We start from the raw sequence: 23,063 nt of genomic DNA on the forward strand, positions 1-23,063 counted from the left end.
ATTGGCCCGAAGCGGGAGGAAGACACTCCTGTCTGATGTCGCATGCCTGCCGGAGAACCGGGCAGGCAGGCGGTGCATAACGGAAAAATAACCGACAGGGTGTGGATCACATGAAACGTATCGTTCTCGGCCTCCTGGCCGCAACTGCGATGGTTCTTCCGGCCTTCGCCGCGGACATCCAGCCAGCACTTCTCTACGATCTCGGCGGCAAGTTCGACAAGTCATTCAACGAAGCGTCCTACAACGGCGCCGAAAAGTTCAAGGCCGAAACCGGCATCGCCTATGTGGAATTCGAGGTCTCAAACGCCACCCAGCGCGAGCAGGCGCTGCGCCGTTTCGCCGAGGATGGCCGCAATCCAATCGCCATGGCGGGCTTCTCCTGGGCAGATGCGCTGGAGAAGATCGCCGTCGAGTTTCCCGAGACCAAATTCGCCATCATCGACATGGTCGTCGACAAGCCCAACGTCCGCTCCGTCGTCTACAAGGAGCAGGAAGGCTCCTATCTCGTCGGCGTGATGGCGGCGATGGCCTCGAAGACCAAAAAGGTCGGCTTCATCGGCGGCATGGACATTCCGCTGATCCGCCGATTCGGCTGCGGTTATGTCGGTGGCGCCAAGGCGGCCGGCGCGACCGATGTCATCCAGAACATGACCGGCGACACGCCGGCAGCCTGGAACGATCCGGCCAAGGGCGGCGAGATCGCCAAGACGCAGATCGACCAGGGCGCCGACGTGATCTACGCAGCGGCAGGCGGAACCGGTGTCGGCGTGCTGCAGGCAGCGGCCGACGGCGGCAAGCTCGGCATCGGCGTCGATTCCAACCAGAACGGCCTGCAGCCCGGCAAGGTGCTGACCTCGATGGTCAAGCGCGTCGATGTTGCCGTCTACAACACCTTCATGGACGCCAAGAACGACAAGTTCACCGGCGGCATCAACGATCTCGGCCTCAAGGAAGGCGGTGTCGACTACGCCATGGACGACAACAACAAGGCGCTTGTCGACGACGCGATGAAGGCGGCGGTTGAAAAGGCCAAGGCCGACATTATCGCCGGTACCATCAAGGTGCATGATTACATGTCGGACAATTCCTGCCCCTATTGACAGCGAGCTTGCCGATCTGATCGACGCCGCCGGGTGAAAACCCGGCGGTTTTTTCTTGTCCGCAGACTCACCAATGCGGCGGCTTGGTCACCGGCACGTCGGGCGCGGCCTGTTCTTCCAGCGCCAGGAAGCGGTCGGCCAGCGCATCGAGCTTGCGCTGCATGCGCTCGATCACCTTCCATTGCTCGGCGATCTGGCCGGACAGTTCCTCGATGGTCTTCTCCTGCTCGGCGGCGCGGATTTCCAGCGTCGTCAGCCGGTCGTCGGGCATGGTCATTTGAAATCCTCGATCCAGGCGATTGTGCAGGCTGCGGCCACGTTCGAAATTGACAAGCGCGCGGGGATTTGTCGAGAGTGAACGCTGCTCCGGCAATTGGCACAGGCGGGGCGTCATGCTAGGCGTTTTGACCAAGCGATAAAAATACGATGGGAAAGGCCGCATGGCGCAAGCCGCAATCGAGCTGGTCGGCATCAACAAGAGTTTTGGCGCCGTCCGCGCCAATCGCGACATCAATCTGGAGATCGCGCGCGGTACCATTCACGGCATTGTCGGCGAGAACGGCGCTGGCAAGTCGACGCTGATGTCCATCCTTTATGGTTTCTATCAGGCCGACAGCGGCGAGATCCGCGTCGGCGGCCAGCCGGCGTCGATCAAATCGCCCAACGACGCCATCGCGCTCGGCATCGGCATGGTGCATCAGCATTTCATGCTGGTCGACAATTTCACGGTGCTCGAAAACGTCATTCTCGGCGCTGAAAGCGATGCGCTGCTGAAGAAGAGCATCGCCAAGGCGCGGTCCGAGCTGGAACGGCTCGAGCGCGAATACGGGCTGGAGGTCGATCCCGATGCGATCATCGAGGAATTGCCGGTCGGCCTGCAGCAGCGAGTCGAAATCCTCAAGGCACTGTATCGCGGCGCCGAGATCCTGATTCTCGACGAGCCGACGGGCGTGCTGACGCCCGCAGAAGCCGACCATCTGTTCCGCATCCTCAGGCAGTTGAAGGAGCAGGGTAAAACGATCGTGCTGATCACCCATAAGCTGCGCGAGATCATGGCGATCACCGACACGGTCTCGGTCATGCGCCAGGGCACGATGGTGGCGACACGGGAAACCACGAAGACCACGGTCGGGGAACTGGCCGAGCTGATGGTCGGGCGCCGCGTGCTGCTCAGGGTCGAGAAGGGCGAGGCGGAAGCCGGCGGGGTCAAGCTCGCGGTGAAGAACCTGACGGTGAAGGATTCGCGTGGCGTCACCATGGTCGACGACGTCTCCTTCGATGTGCGCGCCGGCGAGATCGTTGGCATCGCCGGCGTCGCCGGCAACGGGCAATCCGAAATGCTCGAGGCGATTTCCGGCATCAGGCGCGCCGTCTCGGGCTCCGTCATGCTCGACGGCAGGCCGATCGATCTGACCGGGGCTGCCGATCCCGGCGAACTGCGCGACCGCGGCCTCGCCCATGTCCCGGAAGACCGTCATCATGTCGGGCTGGTGCTGGCCTTCGAGGAGAACGAGAATTCGATACTCGGCTATCACGACGATCCGCGATACCTGAAGGGGCCGTTCCTCGACATCGACGCGATCCGCGACGACGCGAGGGACAAGATCGCCAAATACGACATCCGCCCGGCGGACTGCCGTCTCAAGACCGCGAATTTCTCAGGCGGCAACCAGCAGAAGATCGTGCTGGCGCGGGAAATGGAACAGGACCCGGGCGTGCTGATCGTCGGCCAGCCGACGCGCGGCGTCGATGTCGGCGCCATCGAATTCATCCACAAGCGGCTCATCGCCATGCGCGACCAGGGCAAGGCGGTGCTGGTGGTGTCGGTCGAGCTCGACGAGATCCGTTCGCTCTCCGACCGCATCCTGGTGATGTTTGCCGGCCGCATCGTCGGCGAGCGCGGCCCCGAGGCGACCGAAGGCGAGCTCGGCCTGCTGATGGCCGGCGTCGAGCACCGGGAGGCGGCGGAATGAGCACGCCTTATGCCAAGCTGCCGGCCTGGGCGGATTACGGCTTGATCCCGGTGATCAATCTCGCCGTTGCCTTCGTCGTCGCCGGCTTCGTCGTGCTCCTGGTTGGCGAAAATCCGTTCCGCGCTGCCGTCGTCCTGGTCGAGGGCGCCTTCGGCCGTGGGCAAGGCATCGCCTTCACGCTGTTCTACGCCACCACCTTCATCTTCAGCGGGCTTTCGGTGGCGGTTGCGGCGCATTGCGGCCTATTCAACATCGGTGGCGAGGGCCAGGGCTATATCGCCGGTCTCGGCATCGGCATCGTCTGCCTGGCGTTCGACAGCGTGCTGCCATGGTGGCTCACCTTTCCGCTGGCGATCATTGCCGCTGCGGCGATGGGGGCGCTGTGGGCACTGATCCCGGCCTATCTGCAGGCCAGGCGCGGCTCGCACATCGTCATCACCACCATCATGTTCAATTTCATCGCCGCCAGCGTCATGGTCTACGCGCTGGTCGGATTCTTGAAGCCGGCCAATTCGATGGCGCCGCAGACACGCACCTTCCTCGACGGCGCGCAACTGCCAAAGCTCAACTGGGTCATCGAATTGTTCGGCGCCAAGATCCGCTCGGCGCCGTTCAACATCAGCTTCCTGCTGGCGCTGGCCATGGCGTTTCTGGTCTGGATGCTGATCTGGCGCACCAGGCTCGGTTACGAGATGCGCACCTACGGCCACAGCGCGAAAGCGGCGCGCTATGCCGGCATTTCAGAAACCCGCATCATCATAGTCGCCATGATGATTTCGGGCGCGCTGGCCGGCATGATGGCGCTCAACCCAACGATGGGCGACCAGCACAATGTCGCGCTCGAATTCGTTTCGGGCGCCGGTTTCGTCGGCATCGCAGTAGCGCTGATGGGGCGCCTGCACCCGGTCGGCATCGTGCTCGCCGCAATATTGTTCGGCATGCTCTACCAGGGCGGCGCCGAGCTCGCCTTCGAAATGCCGGCGATCAGCCGCGACATGATCGTCATCATCCAGGGCCTGGTCATCCTGTTCGCCGGCGCGCTCGAGCATATGTTCCGGCCATATGTCCAGGCGCTGTTCGCCTCGCTCAGCCCGAGATCTGTCGGCATCGAAGCGATCAAGGGGAAGGGTGCCTGAGATGGATCTGTTCAACGCCATCATCCAGGTTCTGGACTCGACCATCCGCCTGTCGGTGCCGTTGCTGCTCGCCTGCCTCGCCGGTCTCTATTCGGAGCGGGCCGGCATTTTCGACATCGGGCTCGAGGGCAAGATGCTGGTCGGCGCCTTCGCCGGTGCTGCCTCCGCCTCCGTCTTCCATTCCGCCTATATCGGCCTCGGCATGGCCATCCTCATCTCGGTCGCTTTTGCGCTGGTCCACGGCTTTGCCTCGATCACCCATCGCGGCAACCAGATCGTCTCCGGCGTGGCGATCAATTTCATCGCCGCCGGATCGACGATCATGCTCGGCCAGGCCTGGTTCCAGCAAGGTGGACGTACGCCGGCTCTGGCATCGGATGAGCGGTTCGGGGCGATCGTCTGGCCCGGCGCGGACGCGCTCAGGGGCGTGCCGATCCTCGGACCGATATATTCGGAACTGATCTCCGGCCATTCCGTGCTGGTCTATGTCGCGTTCCTCGCCGTGCCGTTCACCTGGTGGGTGCTGTTCCGCACCCGTTTCGGCTTGCGCATGCGCGCGGTCGGCGAGAACCCGGCCGCGGTCGACACCGCCGGCATCTCGGTCGCCTGGCTGCGCTACCGGGCGTTGATCTGCACCGGCGTGCTCACCGGTATTGCCGGCGCCTATCTGTCGATGGTGCAGAATGGCGGCTTCGTCAAGGACATGACTGCCGGCAAGGGCTACATCGCCCTGGCCGCGCTGATCTTCGCCAAGTGGAAGCCGGTCAACGCCATGTTCGCCTGCCTGTTGTTCGGCTTCCTCGACGCGCTGTCGATCCGCCTGCAGGGCACGCCGCTGCCGCTGATCGGCAAGGTGCCGGTGCAGCTCATGCAGGCGCTGCCCTATATCCTCACCGTCATCCTGCTCGCCGGCTTCATCGGCAAGGCAATTCCGCCGCGCGCCGGCGGCGTGCCCTATGTCAAGGAACGCTAAGCGTGATTTCGAACCGCAGGTCAGCGTCAGCGAAATGTAGAAGCCGGTTTTCGGACAAGATCATGCAATGGAAAAACAATGTCGCATGATCTGTTCGAAGAGGCCAAGGCCGCCATGGCCAAGGCCTATGCGCCCTATTCGAAATTCCCGGTCGGGGCGGCACTGCGCACCGAGGACGGCCGCGTCTTTACCGGCGCCAACGTCGAGGTCGCGTCCTATCCGGAAGGTTGGTGCGCCGAAACCACCGCGCTCGGCCACTTCATCATGGCCGGCGGCGGCAGGATAACGGAGATCGCTGTCATCGCAGAGCGCATGGCTAAATGCTCGCCCTGCGGCGGCTGCCGGCAGCGGCTGGCCGAATTCTGCCGGCCGGAAACCAAACTCTATCTTTGCGACAATGCCGGCGTGGTCGAAACCGTGACCATGGGCGAGATGCTGCCCTACGGCTTTCAGGGCGAAATGTTGAAATGAGGAGCTTGGTTGAAATGAAGAGCTGGTTGACATGAAGGAAGCGCTTGATCGTCTGGTCGAAAGGCTGGACGGGCTGGCGCCCGCCACCGCGCTGGTGCTGGGTTCGGGCCTTGGCGGGCTTGTCGACCAGGTCGAGGATCCTGTCCGCATTTCCTATGGCGAATTGCCGGGCTTTCCCAGAAGCGGCGTCACCGGCCATGCCGGCGAGGTGGTGGCGGGACATTTTGCCGGCACGCCTGTGCTGATGCTGTCCGGCCGCGCTCACTACTACGAACACGGCAACGCGGCGGCGATGCGGCCGGCGCTTGAAGTGCTTGCCGGCCTCGGCATCTCGCAACTGATCCTCACCAATGCCGCCGGCTCGGTCGATCCGGGCATGGGGCCGGGCTCGGTGATGCTGATCACCGACCACATCAATTTCTCGGGTTCCAATCCGCTGATCGGCGAGCCGAGCGACCGCCGCTTCGTCGGCCTGACCGAAGCCTATGATGCCGGCCTTCGCTCAGCGATCGAGACGGCGGCGAAGGCGACGGACACCGCGCTGCACAAGGGCGTCTATATGTGGTTTTCGGGGCCGTGCTTCGAGACGCCCGCCGAGATCCGCATGGCGCGCGTCATGGGCGCCAATGCCGTCGGCATGTCGACCGTGCCGGAGGTCATTCTCGCCCGTTTTCTCGGCCTGCGCGTCGCCGCCTGCTCGGTCATCACCAATCTCGCCGCAGGGATGACAGGGGCGGAGCTTTCGCACCAGGAGACCAAGGACATGGCGCCGATTGGCGGCGCGCGGCTGGCGACGATCCTCCAGCGTGTGTTCCAGGATGGGTTGCCGGAGCGTAAGGTCCCGGCCTGATGCTTCCCCAGGAAATCATCCGCAGCAAGCGCGATGGCCACAAGCTGTCGACGCAGGAGATCGCCAGCTTCATCGAAGGCCTCACCGCCGGCACCGTCTCGGACGGGCAGGTCGGGGCCTTCGCCATGGCGGTGTTCTTCAACGGCATGAGCCGCGACGAGGCGGTGGCGCTGACCCTGGCGATGCGCGATTCCGGCGGCGTGCTCGATTGGTCGGACCTGCCAGGCCCGGTCACCGACAAGCATTCGACAGGCGGCGTCGGCGACAATGTCTCGCTGTTGGTGGCGCCGATCGTCGCTGGCTGCGGCGCTTATGTGCCGATGATTTCCGGCCGCGGCCTCGGCCATACCGGCGGCACTCTGGACAAGATGGACGCCATCCCGGGCTATACCAGCCAGCCGGATGTCGCGGGATTCCGCAGGGCAGTGCTCGAAGCCGGCTGCGCCATCATCGGCCAGACCGCCGATCTCGCGCCCGCGGACCGCCGGCTCTATGCGATCCGCGACGTGACGGGAACCGTCGAATCGGTGCCGCTGATCACCGCCTCGATCCTGTCGAAGAAACTGGCCGCCGGCCTGCAATCGCTGGTGCTCGACGTAAAGGTCGGCAACGGCGCCTTCATGGAAAAGTCGCGCGACGCAACGACACTGGCGAACAGCCTGGTCGAAGTCGCCAACGGCGCCGGCCTGAAGACCTCGGCGCTGGTCACCGGCATGAACGAGCCGCTGGCGTCGGCAGCCGGCAACGCGGTCGAGGTGCGCAATGCCGTCGATTTCCTCACCGGCCGCTTCCGAGACCGGCGCCTGGAGGATGTGACGCTGGCACTGGCCGCAGACATGCTGCAGTCGGCCGGGCTGGTCTCGTCCAACCAGGACGGCATGCGGCGCGCCGCCGAGACGCTTGCCGGCGGCGGTGCCGCCGCCGTCTTCGCGCGCATGGTGGCGGCGCTCGGCGGTCCGGCCGACTTCGTCGAGAACCCGGAAAAACACCTGCCGAGGGCGGCGATGGAGTTTGCGGTCAAGGCGACCGAAAACGGCTTCGTCACCGGTATCTCCACCCGCGACATCGGGCTTGCCGTCGTCGGGCTTGGCGGCGGGCGCATCCGGCCGGACGACAGGATCGACCATGCCGTCGGCATCACCCGGCTGCTGCCTGTCGGCGCGGAGGTGCGGGCCGGCGAGGCGCTGGCGCTGGTCCATGCCCGCAATGCCGGGGATGCCGAGGCGGCCGCCGCCGCCGTGCTTTCGGCCTATTCGATCGGCGCTTCGAAGCCGCCCGCGGAAAAAACCGTCATCCGGCGCATCCTGCCGCGCGGATGAAGTTTTTTTATTGGACCATGATCTTTCCGAAAACCGGTTTCCACTTTTCGGGATCATGGTTCACTGGACGAGCAGCAGCGCGCCGTTCGCGACCTGGTATTTTTCCAGCCGCTGGAGAAAGCTCAGACCGATCAAATTGGTGCGCAGCGCCTTGTCGTCGAGCACCACCGCCTGGACACCGTCGAGCGTGATCTTGCCGATCTGCAGCCGATCGACGGTCACCAAGGCAGCCTTGATCGCGCCGTTGGCGGTGTTGACCTGGTGCTCGAAATCCGACGCGTTCAGCGAAACGCCGATCCTGCGCGCCGTCGAACTGTTGATGGCGACCAGCGTTGCGCCGGTGTCGATCATGCCGTCGACCGTTCGACCGTTGAGCTTGAACGCCGACGTGAAATGCCCGCGCGCGTCAGCCGGGATCACGACCTTGCGGCCGAGCGGCTGCGCCGGCCTGTCGGGAACCGTGGCCAGGTTCAGGTCCGTTTCGACCGCCGGGCTGGCCCCGACCGCCGATTTCAGCAGGCCTTCGAACATCTGCGGATTCGACTGGTAGAGCATCGGGAACGACGCCGATGCTACGGCGAGCACGCCAAGGATGAGAAGATTGCGCAGCATGGACCGGCCTTCGTGAAGACCCATGCTTATCGCGGCATGGTGTTTGCCGCTTTAACAGATGCAGAAAGCGGTCGTTTGCGTAAACGATCGGTAAACGAGCGGGGCCACGGTCATTTGGTCCCGTACATGCGGTCGCCAGCATCGCCGAGGCCTGGCATGATGTAGCCCTTCTCGTTGAGCTGGCGGTCGATGGAAGCGGTGAAGACCGGGACATCGGGATGCGCCTTGATGAAGCGATCGAGGCCTTCTGGCGCCGCCAGCAGGCAGAGGAAGCGGATGTTGGTGGCGCCGCGCCCCTTCAACTTGTCGATCGCCGCGATCGCCGAATTGGCGGTCGCCAGCATCGGATCGACGACGATCACCAGCCGGTCGGCGAGATCGCTCGGCGCCTTGAAGAAATATTCGACCGCTTCCAGCGTTTCGTGGTCGCGGTAGAGACCGATATGGGCGACGCGCGCCGCCGGCACCAGGTCGAGCAAACCCTCGAGCAGGCCGTTGCCGGCGCGCAGTACTGAGGCGAAGACCAGCTTCTTGCCCTCCAGCGTCGGCGCTTCCATCGTCTCGATCGGCGTTTCGATCGTCGTCGTCGTCAATTCGAGGTTGCGGGTGACCTCGTAGCCGAGCAGCAGCGAGATCTCGCGCAGCAGCCGCCGGAAGCCGGCCGTCGAAGTTTCCTTCTTGCGCATGATGGTCAGCTTGTGCTGGACAAGCGGGTGGTCGACGACGGTGACGCCCTGCATGGTGGTCTCCTAGCTGCGCAGGTGAAAAGTGAGTAGTGAATGGTGAATAGTGAATAGTGAACAGGTTTGCGAGTCCTTGGTTCAGCGGAGAACTCGCGGTTGACGGACCGAAGCGCCGGGTGGACCATTCACCATTCACCATTCACCATTCACCATTCACCATTCACCTGCCCTTGACGTCGAGCCGGCCCAGCAGCATTGCCTTGGTCTTCCTGTCGACGAAGGCGGCGTCGATGGCGGTTCTCGTGACGGAGGCGAGCGCCTTGTCGTTCATCGAAAAATGCTCGGCGGCAATGTCGTATTCGCGCTTCAGCGACGTCCGGAAATAGGGCGGATCGTCGGAGTTAAGCGTCACCTTGCAGCCTGCCGCCAACAGGGCCGGAAAGGGGTGATCGGCGAAACTGTCGAACACCCTTAGCGCGATGTTGGAGCTCGGACAGCATTCGAGCACGACGCCTTCATCGGCGATGCGACGGACAAGGTCGGGGTTTTCGATGGCGCGCACGCCATGGCCGATGCGAGCGGGGCGGATGTGATCGAGCGCGGCCTTGACGCTCTCCCAGCCCATCAGTTCGCCGGCATGGACGGTGATGCCAAGGCCGGCCTCGCGGGCGATTTCGAAGGCCCTGACATAGTCCTCCAGATCGCCCATCCGCTCGTCGCCGGCGACGCCGAAGCCGGTGACCAGCGGATGCCCGCAGCGGGCGGCGAAGCGCGCCGCCTGCTCGATCGATTCGACGCCGGCATTGCGCACGCCGGTGACGATCATGCGGCCCTCGATGCCGGTCTTGGCCTTGGCGCGCGCCATGCCTTCGCCGAGCGCGTCCGTATAGGCCCTGGGCGACAGCCCGGCCTTCCCGGCGTGGTCCGGCGAGGTGAAGATCTCGGAATAGATGGCGCCGTCGCGGGCGAGGCTGGTCAGATAATGATCGGCCAGCCGCGCATAGTCCTCTTCGGCGCGGAACAGGTCGGAGGAGAAGTCATAGGCGGCGAGGAAGGAGCTGAAATCGTGCCAGACGAAAGAGCCGTCCTGAATGTAGGGCGAGGTGTCCTTGCCGTATTTCTGCGCCTGGCGGATGACGAGTTCGGGCGCCGCTGCCCCTTCGATATGGCAGTGCAGTTCCGCTTTCAAAGGCATGCAATCATCCCGTCAGGTCAGTCCAGGACATGGAGCCATAAGCATGATTCCACGACCGGGGAGCGCGGCCGAACACCGCGCCTTAAACAATAGCGTCGGCACCATCGATCGGCTATGGTCCCGCCGGTTTTATGGCGGATCAAAAATAATGTCGGTTGAGAGAACCACGGCCGTTGGCGGTATGGAAACCTCCTATGGTTTCAAGCGCGTAGGGGCAGGCGAGAAGCAGTCCCTGGTCAACGACGTTTTCCACAAGGTGGCGAACCGCTACGATCTGATGAACGACCTGATGTCGGGCGGCCTGCATCGGCTGTGGAAGGACGCCATGGTCACATGGCTCAATCCACCGAAACGACCGGGCTGGAGCGTTCTCGACGTTGCCGGCGGCACTGGCGACATCGCCTTCCGCATCGTCGAGGCGAGCGGCAGGAACGCCCATGCCACGGTTCTCGACATCAACGGCTCGATGCTCGCCGTCGGCCGCGACCGGGCCGAGAAAAAGGGCCTGACGGATAATACCGATTTCGTCGAGGCCAATGCCGAGGAGCTGCCTTTCGCTGAGGCCAGTTTCGACGCCTACACGATTGCTTTCGGCGTTCGCAACGTGCCGCGCATCGATGTGGCGCTTGCCGAAGCCTTTCGCGTGCTGAAGCCTGGCGGGCGCTTTCTCTGCCTCGAATTTTCCGAGGTCGACATGCCGCTGCTCGACAGGGTCTACGAGGCGTGGTCGTTCAACGCCATCCCCAGGATCGGCAAGGCGGTGACCGGCGAAAACGAACCCTATTCCTATCTGGTCGAATCGATCCGCAAATTTCCCAATCAGCAGAATTTTGTCGCGATGATTTCCCGCGCCGGTTTTGAGCGCGTGTCTTTTCGCAATTATGCCGGCGGCATAGCTGCGCTTCATTCGGGCTGGAAGCTTTGAGGCTGGCCCGTATTTTTTATACGCGACCTGCCCTTCGCCGGTCTAGAAAACCGGCAGGACAAGCGCAGTCATGAGCAGTGTCGGCGCTGGTTTCAGGCTCGTACGGGCCGGCTGGGTGCTGGTCCGCGAAGGCGTCGTCGCGGCGTTGCCGGGCGATGAGCTGTTCGGCCTGCCGAAATTCGGCTGGCGGGTGGCACGGCTGTTCACCCGCCGCCGCGCGCTTGCCTACGAGCGTGGCGATCGGCTGGCCAAGGCCGTCGTCCGGCTCGGCCCATCCTATGTCAAGCTCGGCCAGTTCCTGGCGACACGACCCGATGTCGTCGGCAACGACATAGCGCTCGATCTCGCCATGCTGCAGGACAAGATGCAGACATTTCCGCAGACCGAGGCCATTGCGGCGATAGAGGCCTCGCTCGGGCGCAAGGTCGGCGAGCTCTACGCCAGTTTCGGCGAGGCGGTCGCCGCGGCCTCGATCGCTCAGGTCCATACCGCCGAAACTTTGCAGAACGGCGTCGGTTCGCGGGTGGCGGTGAAGGTGATCCGGCCGGGCGTGCGGCGCCGTTTCTTTCGCGATCTCGAAAGCTATTTCCTCGCCGCCCGTCTCCAGGAAAAATACATCCCGTCGTCGCGCCGGCTGCGGCCGGTCGAGGTGACCCAGACGCTGGCGCAGACCACCAAGATCGAGATGGATCTGAGGCTTGAGGCGGCAGCGCTTTCGGAGCTCGGCGAAAACACCAGGGACGATCCCGGCTTTCGCGTGCCGACGGTCGATTGGGAACGCACCGGCCGCGACGTGCTGACCATGGAATGGGTCGACGGCATCAAGATGAACGACATTGCCGGCCTGACTGCCGCCGGCCACGATCTGAAGGCGATCGCCGCCAATCTGGTCCAGTCGTTCCTGCGCCATACGCTGCGCGACGGTTTCTTCCACGCCGACATGCATCCGGGAAACCTGTTCGTCGAGCCCGATGGCACCATCGTCGCTGTCGATCTCGGCATTGCCGGCCGGCTCGGCAAGAAGGAGCGCCGGTTCCTCGCCGAAATTCTCTACGGCTTCATCACCCGTGACTATCTGCGCGTCGCGGAAGTGCATTTCGAGGCCGGCTACGTGCCGCGCCTGCATAACGTTGCGGCATTCGCCCAGGCGATCCGCGCCATCGGCGAGCCGATCCACGGCCAGCCGGCCGAAACCATCTCGATGGCCAAGCTCTTGGCGCTTCTGTTCGAGGTCACCGACCTCTTCGACATGGCGACGCGGTCCGAACTGGTGCTGCTGCAAAAGACCATGGTGGTGGTCGAGGGCGTTGCCCGCACGCTCGACCCGGCATTCAACATGTGGAAGACGTCAGAACCGGTGGTCGGAGGCTGGATATCAGGCAATCTCGGCCCGCGTGCCCTGCTGGCCGACGCACGCGACGGCGCCAGCGCGTTGCTGGCGCTGGCCCGCCAGGCGCCGGACCTCGCCGCCCGCACCGAGCGGCTGTCGCGCGAGATCGATCTGATGGCCGAGCACGGGCTGCGTTTCGATGACAGGACGGCGCACGCCATCGGCAAGGCCGAGGCGCGCTATAGCAGATCCGGCAGGCTGGCGCTGTGGGTGATCGCGCTGACGCTGGTCTTTATCGCCTGGAGGCTGCTCTGACTGCAAGCAATGACAGCAGTGCTGTCATTGCAGTCATGCTCCAGTGTCGCTATATTAGGTCGCGGGAGCGCGATCATGGCCCGGATTACTGTTCGCAATGTGGATGAGAGTGTCATGCGGCGACTGCGTGAGCGTGGCGCCGCGCGTGGCGTTTCCATGGAGCAGGAGGCGCGGGACGTGCTCGCCGCATCCGTAGGGCTTCCGACCACCAAAGGTTTCGACTCGGCGGCCATTGCAGCCGAGGACGAAGCCAAGTTCAGACCGACGACACGGGGGCAAGGGTAGTTATGGGCACCCTGACCATTCGCAATCTCGACGACGATCTGAAGCAAAAGCTGCGCGAGCGGGCTGCCAGACATGGCGTGTCAATGGAGCAGGAGGCAAGAAATCTCTTGCTGAAGGATGTGGCAGTCACCAAAGAACGTGACGGGGATTTTGTTACGGCGGAGGAAATCCTCGAATTCGGCCGACGACTGCAACAAGCGGATTTCGATCAGAAGAAATTCACTGATGACCTCTGGTCCTTCATCGAGGAGGAATGACCGTGGTGGTCGACACCTCAGCGATCGTGGCCATCCTGAAGCAGGAGCCCGACGCTCCGGCGATCGCCCAGCGCCTCGCGGGAAATCAGCGGATACTGATGAGCGCCGCAACCCTGATGGAATGCGGCACAGTAATTGTCCGCCGCTATGGCGCGGCTGGCACGGCCGAGTTGACGGGCCTTCTTGCTAGACTCAAAGTCACAATCGTCGCGCTCTCCGCCGAACATGCGCAAGCCGGAATTGAAGCCTATGCACTGTATGGCCGAGGTACTGGCCATCGCGCCAATCTCAACATGGGCGACTGCTTCGCCTACGCCTTGGCCAAGACGCGAAACCTGCCGCTGCTTTTCAAGGGCGACGATTTCATCCATACCGACATCGAACCGGCGCTGAAGCCGGCATGACATCGGACAAGAACTGGGCATGACCCTCTCCGCCAAGCGCATCCTGCTCATCATCGGCGGCGGTGTCGCCGCCTACAAGGCGCTCGACCTGATCCGCCGGCTGCGCGAGCGCGGTGCCGCCGTGCGCGTGGTGATGACCGCCGCGGCGCAGGAATTCGTCACCACGCTGTCGGTCGGGGCGCTGTCGGCCGACCACGTGTTCACGGATTTGTTCGACCGCAATGACGAGCACGATGTCGGCCACATCCGCTTGTCGCGCGAGGCCGCTCTTGTCGTCGTGGCGCCGGCTACCGCCGACCTGATGGCGAAGCTCGCCAACGGCCATGCCAACGACCTTGCCTCGACCGTGCTCATTGCGACCGACAAGCCGGTGCTGATGGCGCCCGCCATGAACCCGAAAATGTGGTCGCATCCGGCGACCCGGCGCAACCGCGCGACGTTGCAGAACGATGGCGTCGCATTCGTCGGCCCGGCAAAGGGCGAGATGGCCGAGAGCAACGAGGCGGGCGAGGGCCGCATGGCCGAGCCGCTGGAAATCGTTGCCGCGATCGAGGCGCTGCTCGATGTCAGGCCGAAACCGCTGGCAGGCAGAAAGATCATCGTCACCTCAGGGCCGACGCATGAGCCGATCGACCCGGTGCGCTACATCGCCAACCGTTCGTCCGGCAAGCAGGGCCATGCCATCGCGGCGGCGCTGGCAAGGCTGGGCGCCGATGTGCGCCTCGTCTCCGGTCCGGTCGGCATTGCCGATCCCGCTGGTGTCACCACGCTGCATGTCGAAACCGCAAACCAGATGAAGGACGCGGTCGAACAGCTGCTGCCGGCAGACGCGGCGGTGTTCGTCGCGGCGGTTGCCGACTGGCGCAGCGAGGCTTCGGCCGGCGAGAAGATCAAGAAGGTGGCGGGCGAGGGGCCGCCGGCGCTGCAGATGGTCGAAAACCCTGACATTCTTGCCGGTGTCGGCCATCACAGGAAGCGGCCCAGCCTGGTCGTCGGCTTCGCCGCCGAAACGCAGGATCTGGTCAGGAACGCCGAGGCCAAGCTCAGGAAAAAGGGCGCCGATTTCATTGTCGCCAACGATGTATCCCACGAAAGCGGGGTGATGGGCGGCGACCGCAACACGGTGCGGATCGTCTCGAAGGCCGGTGTCGACGAATGGCCTGAGATGAGCAAGGACGAGGTGGCGACGCGGCTCGCAGCACTTATAGCGGAGCGGCTGAAGACGATCGTCGTCTAGTCAATCTCCCCCCTTGTGGGGGAGATGGCCGGCAGGCCAGAGGGGGGCGCTGTCCCCCCGACGTTTCGAAAGATCGTGTCCCGCAGCGGCGCTCGAAATAACAGGATCCCAGGAATCTGCGCTGTCTCGTATGGGTAGGTTAAGCCCACGTTTGGCGATCCTTCGCGCCCCCCTCTGTCCTGCCGGGCATCTCCCCCACAAGGGGGGAGATTGGCAGCTCCGCCGGCCGTGGGGCTGCCGGCCCCGAGATCCTCAGCGCGGCGAGGCAGCCCAGAATCCCGAGCGGCACGAAGGCGAGGAACAGCCACGTGGCGACATTCGCCGCCGCCTCACGGTTCAGGCCTTCGGAAAAACCGCTGGCATTGGCGACGATGCCGGTCAACGCGGCACCGACCGCATAGCCGATGCGCTGCATGGTCGGTACGGCGGCGGAAGCGATCGTCTGCTCGCCGTCACTGGCCGACGCGACGATCACGCGTGTGACGAAGGGCCAGGCAATGCCGAAGCCGCCGCCCTGCAGCAAGGCGCAAAACAGGATCAGCGGAATCGAACCGGCCGGCACGGCATAGGCGAAACCGGCGATGCCGGCCGCGATCATCAGCGCGCCGCCGGTGATGATCAGTCTTTCCCGCTCTGGCGGCGCATTGGCGACGAGGATCGACAGGATCGACCAGGCGATCGATTCGGCGGCGATGATATAGCCGGTGGTCAGGATCGGAATGCCATGCAGGCTGGTCAGAAGCAGCGGCCCGTAGACGGCGAAGGAACAGGTCGCCACCGAAAAGGCGGCGACCATGGTCATGCCTGCGCCGACCGGCGAGCGCCAGGAGAACAGGCGCGACGGGAACAGCCGCGAGCCCGCCTTCAGCGCATCGATGCGGATGAACAGCGCGAGCCCGATCAGGCCGAGGATGAGCAACAGGGAGGAGCGCAGCAGGGCAATCTCGACACCGGCCGTGGCGATCAGCACGACGCTGACGGCAAGGCAGCCGAGCGCGGCAAAGGGGAAGGGCGGCGCGGTTCCAGTGATCGCCTGCGGCCGGGTCGCCTCGGGCGTGTCGAGCACGATGAAGCTCGCCAACGCCATGGCGGTGCCGCCAAGCGTGAAGACGCCGAAAGCCCAGCGCCAGGAGAGCAACTCGGTCATCAACGCACCGAGCACCGGCCCGCTGAAGGCGGCGACGCCCCAGATCGCCGACATAACGCCGAAAAGCTGCGGCCAGATGGCGCGTGGAAACAGCCGCTCGACCGAGACGAAGGCCAGCGACACCAGCGCGCCGCCGCCAAATCCCTCGATCAGTCGCCCGGCCAGGAACAGCGGCATGGACGGCGCGATGGCGCAGACCAGGGCGCCGGCCGCGTAGAGCAGGGCGGCAACCACCATGTTGGTGCGCAACGCGACATAGCTCACCAGCCGTCCGGCGGCAGCGCCGGCGACGATGGCGCCGAGCTCGTAGATCGCCAGCGACCAGCCGACCAGCTGAACCCCGGCGAGTTCGCCGACCATCGCCGGCATCACCGTTGCCACCATGGTTTCGTTGGTGGCGTGCAGCAGGATGCCGAGGCTGATGAAGCAGAAGCGCGCCAGATCGCCGCTCGCCCACAGCGCCCGCCAGTCGACCCTGTTTGTGCTGGTTTCGATCACCCCGCCCTCCCGAACTTTCGTATACGCCGATTAAAGAAATGGTGGAGCGCTCTTCGTCTCCAAATGGCACTTCGGGGATGGGTTGTAAAACCTCAACCGCAGTTGAGCTCAAGCGGTTTTTCGCGGGTGCGCTGAGGGTGCTATGAAGGCGGGATGGCAAGATTGCGATCATGGCGTCAGCGATGATCTTCCCTCGCACGGCGGTTCCCCAAAAGTCGTGCGGCGCGGAACAGTTCTATCCTGTTCCGCGCCGCATGCAGAGCCACGCTATGGCGCTCATTTGAAAGAGTGGATCAGTTCCAGTGAGGTGACGGCGACTGCCAGGTTGACGCCGGTCTGCGCCTGTACGTTTAGAGGCTGCAGCGAGAAGGCGCTGTTCAGACCGCCGACCAGAAGGTTGGCGCCGCCGCCCGTTACCACGCTGGCCTCGGCGTTGACGCCATAATAGCTGCCGGCAAGATCGCCGGCATCACGGTTGCGGGTGGCCGCCAGAACCGCCCATATCAATTCGCCCTGGTGCGTCCTGCCGACGTCGACGCCAAGCTTGGAAATGACCCCGGTATAGGCTTCCGGGGGACCGCCATGATGAGGGCGAAAGGTGCAGGCCACGCCCTTGTTGGATGTCACGATATAGCCGGTGCCGCCGTCGATGGTGCAGTCGAGCACGCCGAGCTGCAGCCTCCCTGAGCTGGCAGGGGCGGCTAGAACCGTAGCGGCGAGGGCGGCGGCACAGGCGAGTTTCTTGATCATGGGAGGAGTCCTTTTCGCGAATAGCCCTGAACAACGGCTAAGCGTCCCGAGCGTTCCGCCGAGAACTTGGCGCGATCAAGGCGGCAGTCGTTGAAGGTTTCGAAGCCATGCCAAACGGCAGGCCCGCCACGTCAGGCCGAAACGCCGCCGTCGGTCAGCCGGTGCTGGTGCGCGCCAGGCCGTCCTTGGCCGGCTGGTAGGTGGGGCTGAGGCGCACGGCCTCGCGATAGGCTTTTGCCGCCTTGGCCTTGTCGCCGCGCCGCTCGTAGATCAGCGCCTGGTTGGACCAGGCCTCGGCATTCTTGCCGTCGAGCTTGATCGCCATGTTGATGTCGGCGAAGGCGTTGTCCTCGTCGTTCATGGCGAGATAGGAGAGGCCGCGGCCATTGTAGGGTTCGGCGGCGTCCGGCGCCAGCGAGATGGCTGTCGAGAAATCCTCGATGGCGAAAGCGTGTTGGCCCTGGCTCTGATAGATCAGGCCGCGATTGTGATAGGCGCGCGCGTCTGTCGTGTCGAGCTGGATCGCCTTCTGGAAATCGTTGAACGCTTCCTGGATGCGGTTGGCTTTGCGGTAGAGATTGCCGCGGCCGATATAGGCTGCGTCATAGTCGGGATTGATCTGGATCGAGCGGTTGTAGTCGGAAAGCGCGGCCGCCTGATCGCCGAGGAATCGCTGGATGAGAGCGCGGTTCGAATAGGCCTGGTAGAAATTCGGATTGAGCTGGATGGCGGTATTGAAGTCCTTGAGCGCCGCCTGATACTGGCCGCCGCGGCCATAGGCCGAGCCACGCACATTATAGCCTTCCGGATCCTGGGGACTGCGCTGGATAACGGCTGACAGCGAGGAGATGTTCTCGGCCGACCCTTGTGCCTTGTCGATGTTGGTGAATTCACCGGTCGGGGCTGTCTGGCAGCCGGCGATCGCCAAGCCAGAAAGCAGGGCTGCCGTCAGGGCGAAGCCGCGCATTGCGGTTCTGCGCTCCACGCTAATTGCGTTCATGTCTGCTCGTCCTCACTGCCCGCCCGCGCCGTCAGGTCTGTTCCCTCTCCGAACCGGCCCTCTGCGAGCTGGTCGAATTCAAAACAAAAAGGTGGCGGCGATTTCGCATCGCGCCACCTTGGGTATCCTTCGAAAAGGACGAAAAATTGGCGTCAGAACCGAGGCGGACGCGGAGCGCCGGCCCCAGCGGCACCAGCCGCCACCGGGCGCGGCGTCATCGGCAGCAGGCCTTCGCGCTGGGCGCGCTTGCGGGCCAGCTTACGGGCGCGGCGAACGGCTTCCGCCTTTTCGCGGGCGCGCTTCTCAGAGGGCTTCTCATAATGTCCGCGCATCTTCATTTCGCGGAAGATGCCTTCGCGCTGCATCTTTTTCTTGAGCGCGCGAAGCGCCTGATCAACATTGTTGTCGCGGACGAGTACCTGCACGGGCAATCCTGTCTTTCGGGTTTGTTAACAACAGGCAAGTGGCCATAGTCGCTTGCCTCCGCGGCGGTCTACACCACGAATTGTGGCGGCTGATAGCAGAATCACGCCGCTCTGTCCACTGCCGAAACGAAAAACCCGCCTCGGCGGCGGGTCGTCGGCGCAATCAGCACCATACGCAAATCATTAGCATAACTGCCGTCAGAAAGCAAGGAATTACGACCCTTGGTAGTAGATTTGCCTTATCGGGCGGGCTCTCCGCGCCGATGAGAGCATCGTTGACGTCTTCTCAGCCACCGATAAAACCTGCTGCCTCAATCCGGCAAAACGGTCCGCCCGGCTTTATCGACGAAGGAACAAACCTCGTTCCCCATGGTTGTTTCGCATACGCAAGCACAGGAGAAAACCGATGTCAGAGACCCGTGAATGGCTCGTCCAGTGGCTCAGGGACGCGCATGCGATGGAGGAGCAGGCCGAAACCATGCTGAACGGCCAGCTGAGCCGGCTGGAGAGTTATCCCGAACTCCGTGAGCGCATCAGCCTGCACCTCAACGAGACGAGAGGGCAAGCCGCGCGCCTCAGGACCTGCCTGGAACAAGTGGGCGAAGATACGTCCACGCTGAAGGACGCCGGCGGCAAGCTGCTGGCGATGGCACAGTCCCTAAGCGGCGTCTTCGCCGGCGACGAGGTGATGAAAGGCTCACTGGCGAGCTACACCTTCGAGCACATGGAGATCGCATCCTACACGATCCTCATCGCAGCCGCCGAATCCCTAGGCGAAACAGAAGTCGCCCGGGCCTGCGAAGAAAATCTGCGTGAGGAGGAGGCGATGGCCGAGTGGCTGAAAAACAAGCTGCCCGCGACTACGGAGCAGTTCTTGGCTCGCTCGGGGTCGGACAGCGACAATGCCAAACGATGAGGACGACAGGCCGGCGGCCAAGGTGACACCACCTTCGGTGTGGCGGGCTTACAGCTATGCCTGGATTACCCTCGGCTTCTTCATCATTTCGATCGTCGGCCACTGGGTTTTCGGCTGGTTCGCCTATCTCGACGAGCAGCGAGCGCTGAGCCAACCGCCAGAGTTCGGCGGCTATCTGATCGAGATGAGCCGCGACACGCTCGAGAACTGGCAATCGGAATTCCTGCAGCTGCTCTGGCAGGTCGGTGGCCTGGCGTTCCTGCTCTTCGTCGGTTCGCCGCAATCGAAGGAGAGTACCGACCGGATGGAGGCCAAGATCGACGCGCTTCTCAGGCTTGTCGATCCGAAGAAAGGCAAGGAGGCGATTCGCGAGCTGGACCTGCAGTATGACGGCCGCCACACCGACGAGCCGCACGCCCACCGGAACTGATCTGGGAATGGAAATGTGGCCCGGAGCCGCTCACCACTCCGGGCCCGTTTGATGGTCCTTGCATTCGCAAGCGGCGACAGGCGCTCCTCTATGCCGTGGCCAAATGAAGCCGCTCGAAATCTTCGAAGAACTCGCCGTAATCGCAGGTTATTTCCTCGCCCGCCGCTATGGCGCGGATCGCGGTTGCCCCACCATGCCGAGAAAAATCCGTGTTCGGCCTTTCAGAATGGTTCATGAAGCGGCCATTGTCGACCTCATAGACGATGAATCCGGGCCGGTCCGGGCTAGGATAGGCATATCTGTCGAGCAATTCCCTGAGGTGCGGCGGCGCGGCCCCATATTTTTCCAGCGGGATCAGCCGATCGAAGTCGGGATCGAGCCGCCAGATCGACGCTCCCTTCCTGATCGGCTCGGCGGCGAACACGCCGACGCCTTCGATTGCGCTAGCAGCGATGTAGGTCCTGATCAGCAGCATGTTCTAGGCCTGTCTTCGAACAGAAGTGTCCGAAGAAATCGCCAAATCGCACCGGAAAGCAAGACCGCTTTTGCGAGATTGCCTCACGTCCGATTGATCGAGACCCCGCCATCGGCAAACAGCGCAGTTCCAGTGGTGAAGCTCGATGCGTCGGAAGCCAGATAGAGCGCCGAATGGGCGATCTCCTCAGGCTCGGCGACGCGCTTCAAGGCATGCAGGTTTTCGACGAAGGCTCGCGATTCAGGTGTCTTGAACGTTGCCGAAGGCGTGGCGGTGCCGCCCGGCAGCAGCGCGTTGACCCGCACGCCTTTGGCGCCATATTCGGCGGCAAGCACCTGCGTCAATCCGATCAGCCCGGCCTTGCTTGCGGCATAGCTGGTCATGCCGGGCATGCCGACGGTATGGCCGACAAAGGTAGAGGTGAAGATCAGCGATCCGCCGCCGCGTTCGACCATCGCCGGGACCTGATATTTCGCGCCGAGGAATGCGCTGGTCAGGTTGGTGTCAAGCGTCTCTCGCCAGCCTTCCAGCGACAGCTCCGAGATTGGACCCATCTTGCCGGTCGAGCCGGCGTTGTTGAAGGCGATATCCAGCCCGCCGAATTTCTCGACCGCCAGGTCGACAAGGGCTTTGGCATAGGCTTCGTCGCGAACGTCGCCGGCAAGGGCGATCGCCGTGCCGTCGGCTTCCTCGATTTCCGCGACGAGCGCGTCCAGCTCTGCCTGGCGACGGGCAGCGACGACCACCTTGGCGCCTTCCTCGGCAAAGAGTTTTGCCGTGGCGCGGCCGATGCCGGAACTGGCGCCGGTGACGATGGCGATCTTGTTGGCGAGTGCGAGCATTTTTGCATCCTTCTTTCGCGCCAGCTTTCGCCGGCAATCGGATGCTTGGTCGCAGATCGAGGCGGCACGAGCCACCCGATACCTGAAGGCGTCCGGATGCGTCGTTCGGCTCGTTGCTCGACAGGTCTTTTTGGCCGTGGCGCAAAACGGCAAGCGCCGTCGCAAACAGCGCAAGGGTGGCAGCGCTGTTTCGCTAGTGATACACCTCGCGCGCCGGGGCTCGATTGGATGTCCGGCCGCTATCTGCGAGGCTGGAACGTTGAAGAAATACTCGGTATTCGCCATCGCCCGCGAGGCCATGCGCGGCCACAAGGGCTGGGAGGAACAGTGGTCCTCGCCAGAGCCGAAGAAGGAGTACGACGTCATCATCGTCGGCGCCGGCGGCCATGGCCTGGCCACCGCCTATTATCTCGCCACGGTGCACGGCATCACCAATGTCGCGGTGCTGGAAAAGGGCTGGCTCGGCGGCGGCAATACCGGCCGCAACACCACCATCATCCGCTCCAACTATCTCTATGACGAGAGCGCCGGCATCTACGACCACGCGCTGAAGCTGTGGGACGGGCTCAGCCAGGAGCTCAACTACAACGTCATGTATTCGCCGCGCGGCGTCATGATGCTGGCCCACAATGTGCACGACATCCAGGTCCTGAAACGCCACGTCCATGCCAACCGTCTGAACGGCATCGACAATGAATGGCTGACGCCGGAAGCCGCCAAGGAATTCTGCCCGCCGCTCAACATTTCGCGCGATGCCCGCTATCCGGTGATGGGCGCGACCCTGCAGCGTCGCGGCGGCACGGCGCGTCACGATGCCGTCGCCTGGGGCTATGCGCGCGGCGCCTCGGCGCGCGGCGTCCACATCATCCAGAATTGCGAGGTCACCGGCGTCAAGCGGGCGCCGAACGGCGCGGTCATGGGCGTCGAGACGACGCGCGGCTTCATCGGCGCCAAAAAAGTCGGCGTCGTTGCCGCCGGCCATTCGTCGGTCATCATGGACATGGCCGGCGTGCGCATGCCGCTGGAAAGCTATCCGCTGCAGGCGCTGGTGTCGGAGCCGGTCAAGCCGGTCTTCCCCTGCGTGGTGATGTCGAACACGGTGCACGCCTATATCTCGCAGTCCGACAAGGGCGAACTGGTCATCGGCGCCGGCACCGACCAATATATCTCCTATTCGCAGACCGGCGGCCTGCACATCCTGCAGCACACGCTCGACGCCATCTGCGAGATGTTCCCGATGTTCACGCGCATGAAGATGCTGCGCTCGTGGGGCGGCATCGTCGACGTGACGCCCGACCGTTCGCCGGTCCTGGCCAAGACGCCGGTGCCCGGCCTCTATGTCAATTGCGGCTGGGGCACGGGCGGCTTCAAGGCGACGCCGGGCTCGGGCCATGTCTTTGCCCACACCATCGCCAGGGACGATCCGCATCCGATCAACGCGCCCTTCACCATCGAGCGCTTCCGCACCGGTCGGCTGATCGACGAGGCAGCGGCGGCAGCGGTGGCGCACTGATG

26 protein-coding genes are annotated in these 23,063 nt (G+C 63.7%); 16 read left to right on the top strand and 10 right to left on the bottom strand.

Annotated features, from left to right (window positions below):
- Positions 1-110: 110 nt before the first annotated feature.
- Positions 111-1,100 (top strand): BMP family lipoprotein, encoded by a 990-nt coding sequence (locus tag AC0L2C_RS13450; protein WP_023797496.1) that lies wholly within the window; start codon positions 111-113, stop codon positions 1,098-1,100.
- A 67-nt stretch (positions 1,101-1,167) separates the two neighbouring features.
- Here the strand turns inward: AC0L2C_RS13450 and AC0L2C_RS13455 are convergent, their stop codons facing one another.
- Positions 1,168-1,377: a SlyX family protein gene (locus AC0L2C_RS13455; protein ID WP_091600472.1), complete on the bottom strand. Its 210-nt coding sequence runs from the start codon at positions 1,375-1,377 to the stop codon at positions 1,168-1,170.
- A gap of 163 nt (positions 1,378-1,540) precedes the next feature.
- Between AC0L2C_RS13455 and AC0L2C_RS13460 the strand changes: the two genes are divergently transcribed.
- The 6 genes from AC0L2C_RS13460 to deoA all read left to right on the top strand — a co-directional run bounded on the left by AC0L2C_RS13460 (position 1,541) and on the right by deoA (position 7,822).
- A complete protein-coding gene (locus tag AC0L2C_RS13460; protein ID WP_473523555.1) occupies positions 1,541-3,073 on the top strand; it encodes an ABC transporter ATP-binding protein in 1,533 nt (510 codons plus the stop codon).
- The gene (locus AC0L2C_RS13465; RefSeq protein ID WP_473523556.1) at positions 3,070-4,209 is read left to right on the top strand and encodes an ABC transporter permease; all 1,140 of its coding nucleotides are present in this window, start codon (positions 3,070-3,072) and stop codon (positions 4,207-4,209) included. The genes AC0L2C_RS13460 and AC0L2C_RS13465 overlap by 4 nt, the downstream gene beginning before the upstream one ends.
- 1 nt (position 4,210) lies before the next feature.
- The gene (locus AC0L2C_RS13470) at positions 4,211-5,182 is read left to right on the top strand and encodes an ABC transporter permease (protein ID WP_023797500.1); all 972 of its coding nucleotides are present in this window, start codon (positions 4,211-4,213) and stop codon (positions 5,180-5,182) included.
- Positions 5,183-5,260: 78 nt separating this feature from the next.
- Entirely contained in the window at positions 5,261-5,653 is a 393-nt protein-coding gene (gene cdd / locus AC0L2C_RS13475) for a cytidine deaminase (protein ID WP_023797501.1), read from the top strand.
- Between the two features lie 31 nt (positions 5,654-5,684).
- A complete protein-coding gene (locus AC0L2C_RS13480) occupies positions 5,685-6,503 on the top strand; it encodes a purine-nucleoside phosphorylase (protein WP_128173525.1) in 819 nt (272 codons plus the stop codon).
- Positions 6,503-7,822, top strand: coding sequence for a thymidine phosphorylase (gene deoA, locus AC0L2C_RS13485; RefSeq protein ID WP_473523557.1), 1,320 nt, complete (start codon positions 6,503-6,505; stop codon positions 7,820-7,822). Before AC0L2C_RS13480 ends, deoA begins: the two co-directional genes overlap by 1 nt.
- Positions 7,823-7,882: 60 nt before the next feature.
- Here the strand turns inward: deoA and AC0L2C_RS13490 are convergent, their stop codons facing one another.
- From AC0L2C_RS13490 to AC0L2C_RS13500, 3 genes are all read right to left on the bottom strand, one after another.
- The gene (locus tag AC0L2C_RS13490; RefSeq protein WP_473523558.1) at positions 7,883-8,434 is read right to left on the bottom strand and encodes a TIGR02281 family clan AA aspartic protease; all 552 of its coding nucleotides are present in this window, start codon (positions 8,432-8,434) and stop codon (positions 7,883-7,885) included.
- Between the two features lie 110 nt (positions 8,435-8,544).
- Positions 8,545-9,174, bottom strand: coding sequence for a uracil phosphoribosyltransferase (gene upp, locus AC0L2C_RS13495; RefSeq protein WP_023797505.1), 630 nt, complete (start codon positions 9,172-9,174; stop codon positions 8,545-8,547).
- A 163-nt stretch (positions 9,175-9,337) separates the two neighbouring features.
- The gene (locus AC0L2C_RS13500; RefSeq protein ID WP_473481017.1) at positions 9,338-10,312 is read right to left on the bottom strand and encodes an adenosine deaminase; all 975 of its coding nucleotides are present in this window, start codon (positions 10,310-10,312) and stop codon (positions 9,338-9,340) included.
- 148 nt (positions 10,313-10,460) lie between these two features.
- Between AC0L2C_RS13500 and ubiE the strand changes: the two genes are divergently transcribed.
- The 6 genes from ubiE to coaBC all read left to right on the top strand — a co-directional run bounded on the left by ubiE (position 10,461) and on the right by coaBC (position 15,065).
- Positions 10,461-11,237 carry a bifunctional demethylmenaquinone methyltransferase/2-methoxy-6-polyprenyl-1,4-benzoquinol methylase UbiE gene (gene ubiE, locus AC0L2C_RS13505; RefSeq protein WP_473523559.1) on the top strand — a complete coding sequence of 259 codons (777 nt, stop codon included), beginning with the start codon at positions 10,461-10,463 and terminating at the stop codon, positions 11,235-11,237.
- Between the two features lie 70 nt (positions 11,238-11,307).
- Positions 11,308-12,882 carry a 2-polyprenylphenol 6-hydroxylase gene (gene ubiB / locus AC0L2C_RS13510; protein ID WP_473481021.1) on the top strand — a complete coding sequence of 525 codons (1,575 nt, stop codon included), beginning with the start codon at positions 11,308-11,310 and terminating at the stop codon, positions 12,880-12,882.
- A gap of 75 nt (positions 12,883-12,957) precedes the next feature.
- A complete protein-coding gene (locus AC0L2C_RS13515; RefSeq protein WP_473523560.1) occupies positions 12,958-13,167 on the top strand; it encodes a FitA-like ribbon-helix-helix domain-containing protein in 210 nt (69 codons plus the stop codon).
- A gap of 2 nt (positions 13,168-13,169) precedes the next feature.
- A complete protein-coding gene (locus AC0L2C_RS13520) occupies positions 13,170-13,424 on the top strand; it encodes a FitA-like ribbon-helix-helix domain-containing protein (protein WP_023797510.1) in 255 nt (84 codons plus the stop codon).
- Entirely contained in the window at positions 13,421-13,828 is a 408-nt protein-coding gene (locus tag AC0L2C_RS13525) for a type II toxin-antitoxin system VapC family toxin (RefSeq protein ID WP_031254220.1), read from the top strand. The genes AC0L2C_RS13520 and AC0L2C_RS13525 overlap by 4 nt, the downstream gene beginning before the upstream one ends.
- 19 nt (positions 13,829-13,847) lie before the next feature.
- Complete coding sequence (gene coaBC / locus AC0L2C_RS13530; protein WP_473523561.1) at positions 13,848-15,065, top strand: bifunctional phosphopantothenoylcysteine decarboxylase/phosphopantothenate--cysteine ligase CoaBC; 1,218 nt, start codon at positions 13,848-13,850, stop codon at positions 15,063-15,065.
- A 139-nt stretch (positions 15,066-15,204) separates the two neighbouring features.
- On the opposite strand, the gene AC0L2C_RS13535 is transcribed toward coaBC, so the two are convergent.
- The 4 genes from AC0L2C_RS13535 to rpsU all read right to left on the bottom strand — a co-directional run bounded on the left by AC0L2C_RS13535 (position 15,205) and on the right by rpsU (position 18,885).
- The gene (locus AC0L2C_RS13535) at positions 15,205-16,710 is read right to left on the bottom strand and encodes an MFS transporter (protein ID WP_473523562.1); all 1,506 of its coding nucleotides are present in this window, start codon (positions 16,708-16,710) and stop codon (positions 15,205-15,207) included.
- Between the two features lie 276 nt (positions 16,711-16,986).
- Positions 16,987-17,460 (bottom strand): DUF992 domain-containing protein, encoded by a 474-nt coding sequence (locus AC0L2C_RS13540; protein ID WP_473523563.1) that lies wholly within the window; start codon positions 17,458-17,460, stop codon positions 16,987-16,989.
- Positions 17,461-17,614: 154 nt separating this feature from the next.
- Positions 17,615-18,460: a tetratricopeptide repeat protein gene (locus AC0L2C_RS13545; RefSeq protein ID WP_027153011.1), complete on the bottom strand. Its 846-nt coding sequence runs from the start codon at positions 18,458-18,460 to the stop codon at positions 17,615-17,617.
- A 152-nt stretch (positions 18,461-18,612) separates the two neighbouring features.
- Positions 18,613-18,885, bottom strand: coding sequence for a 30S ribosomal protein S21 (rpsU, locus tag AC0L2C_RS13550; protein WP_023675331.1), 273 nt, complete (start codon positions 18,883-18,885; stop codon positions 18,613-18,615).
- 406 nt (positions 18,886-19,291) lie between these two features.
- Between rpsU and AC0L2C_RS13555 the strand changes: the two genes are divergently transcribed.
- Both AC0L2C_RS13555 and AC0L2C_RS13560 read left to right on the top strand, forming a co-directional pair.
- Positions 19,292-19,801 (top strand): ferritin-like domain-containing protein, encoded by a 510-nt coding sequence (locus AC0L2C_RS13555; RefSeq protein ID WP_023797520.1) that lies wholly within the window; start codon positions 19,292-19,294, stop codon positions 19,799-19,801.
- Positions 19,788-20,231: a DUF6766 family protein gene (locus AC0L2C_RS13560; protein ID WP_023797521.1), complete on the top strand. Its 444-nt coding sequence runs from the start codon at positions 19,788-19,790 to the stop codon at positions 20,229-20,231. Before AC0L2C_RS13555 ends, AC0L2C_RS13560 begins: the two co-directional genes overlap by 14 nt.
- Positions 20,232-20,319: 88 nt before the next feature.
- Here AC0L2C_RS13560 and AC0L2C_RS13565 read toward each other — a convergent pair whose 3' ends face one another.
- Entirely contained in the window at positions 20,320-20,706 is a 387-nt protein-coding gene (locus tag AC0L2C_RS13565) for an SET domain-containing protein (protein ID WP_128169930.1), read from the bottom strand.
- A gap of 83 nt (positions 20,707-20,789) precedes the next feature.
- Positions 20,790-21,548: an SDR family oxidoreductase gene (locus AC0L2C_RS13570; protein WP_473523564.1), complete on the bottom strand. Its 759-nt coding sequence runs from the start codon at positions 21,546-21,548 to the stop codon at positions 20,790-20,792.
- A 259-nt stretch (positions 21,549-21,807) separates the two neighbouring features.
- Here AC0L2C_RS13570 and AC0L2C_RS13575 point away from each other — a divergent pair, with 259 nt between their 5' ends.
- Positions 21,808-23,061 carry a sarcosine oxidase subunit beta gene (locus AC0L2C_RS13575; protein WP_473523565.1) on the top strand — a complete coding sequence of 418 codons (1,254 nt, stop codon included), beginning with the start codon at positions 21,808-21,810 and terminating at the stop codon, positions 23,059-23,061.
- The last annotated feature ends 2 nt before the right edge of the window (positions 23,062-23,063 follow it).

It is taken from the genome of Mesorhizobium sp. WSM4845, assembly GCF_055811455.1.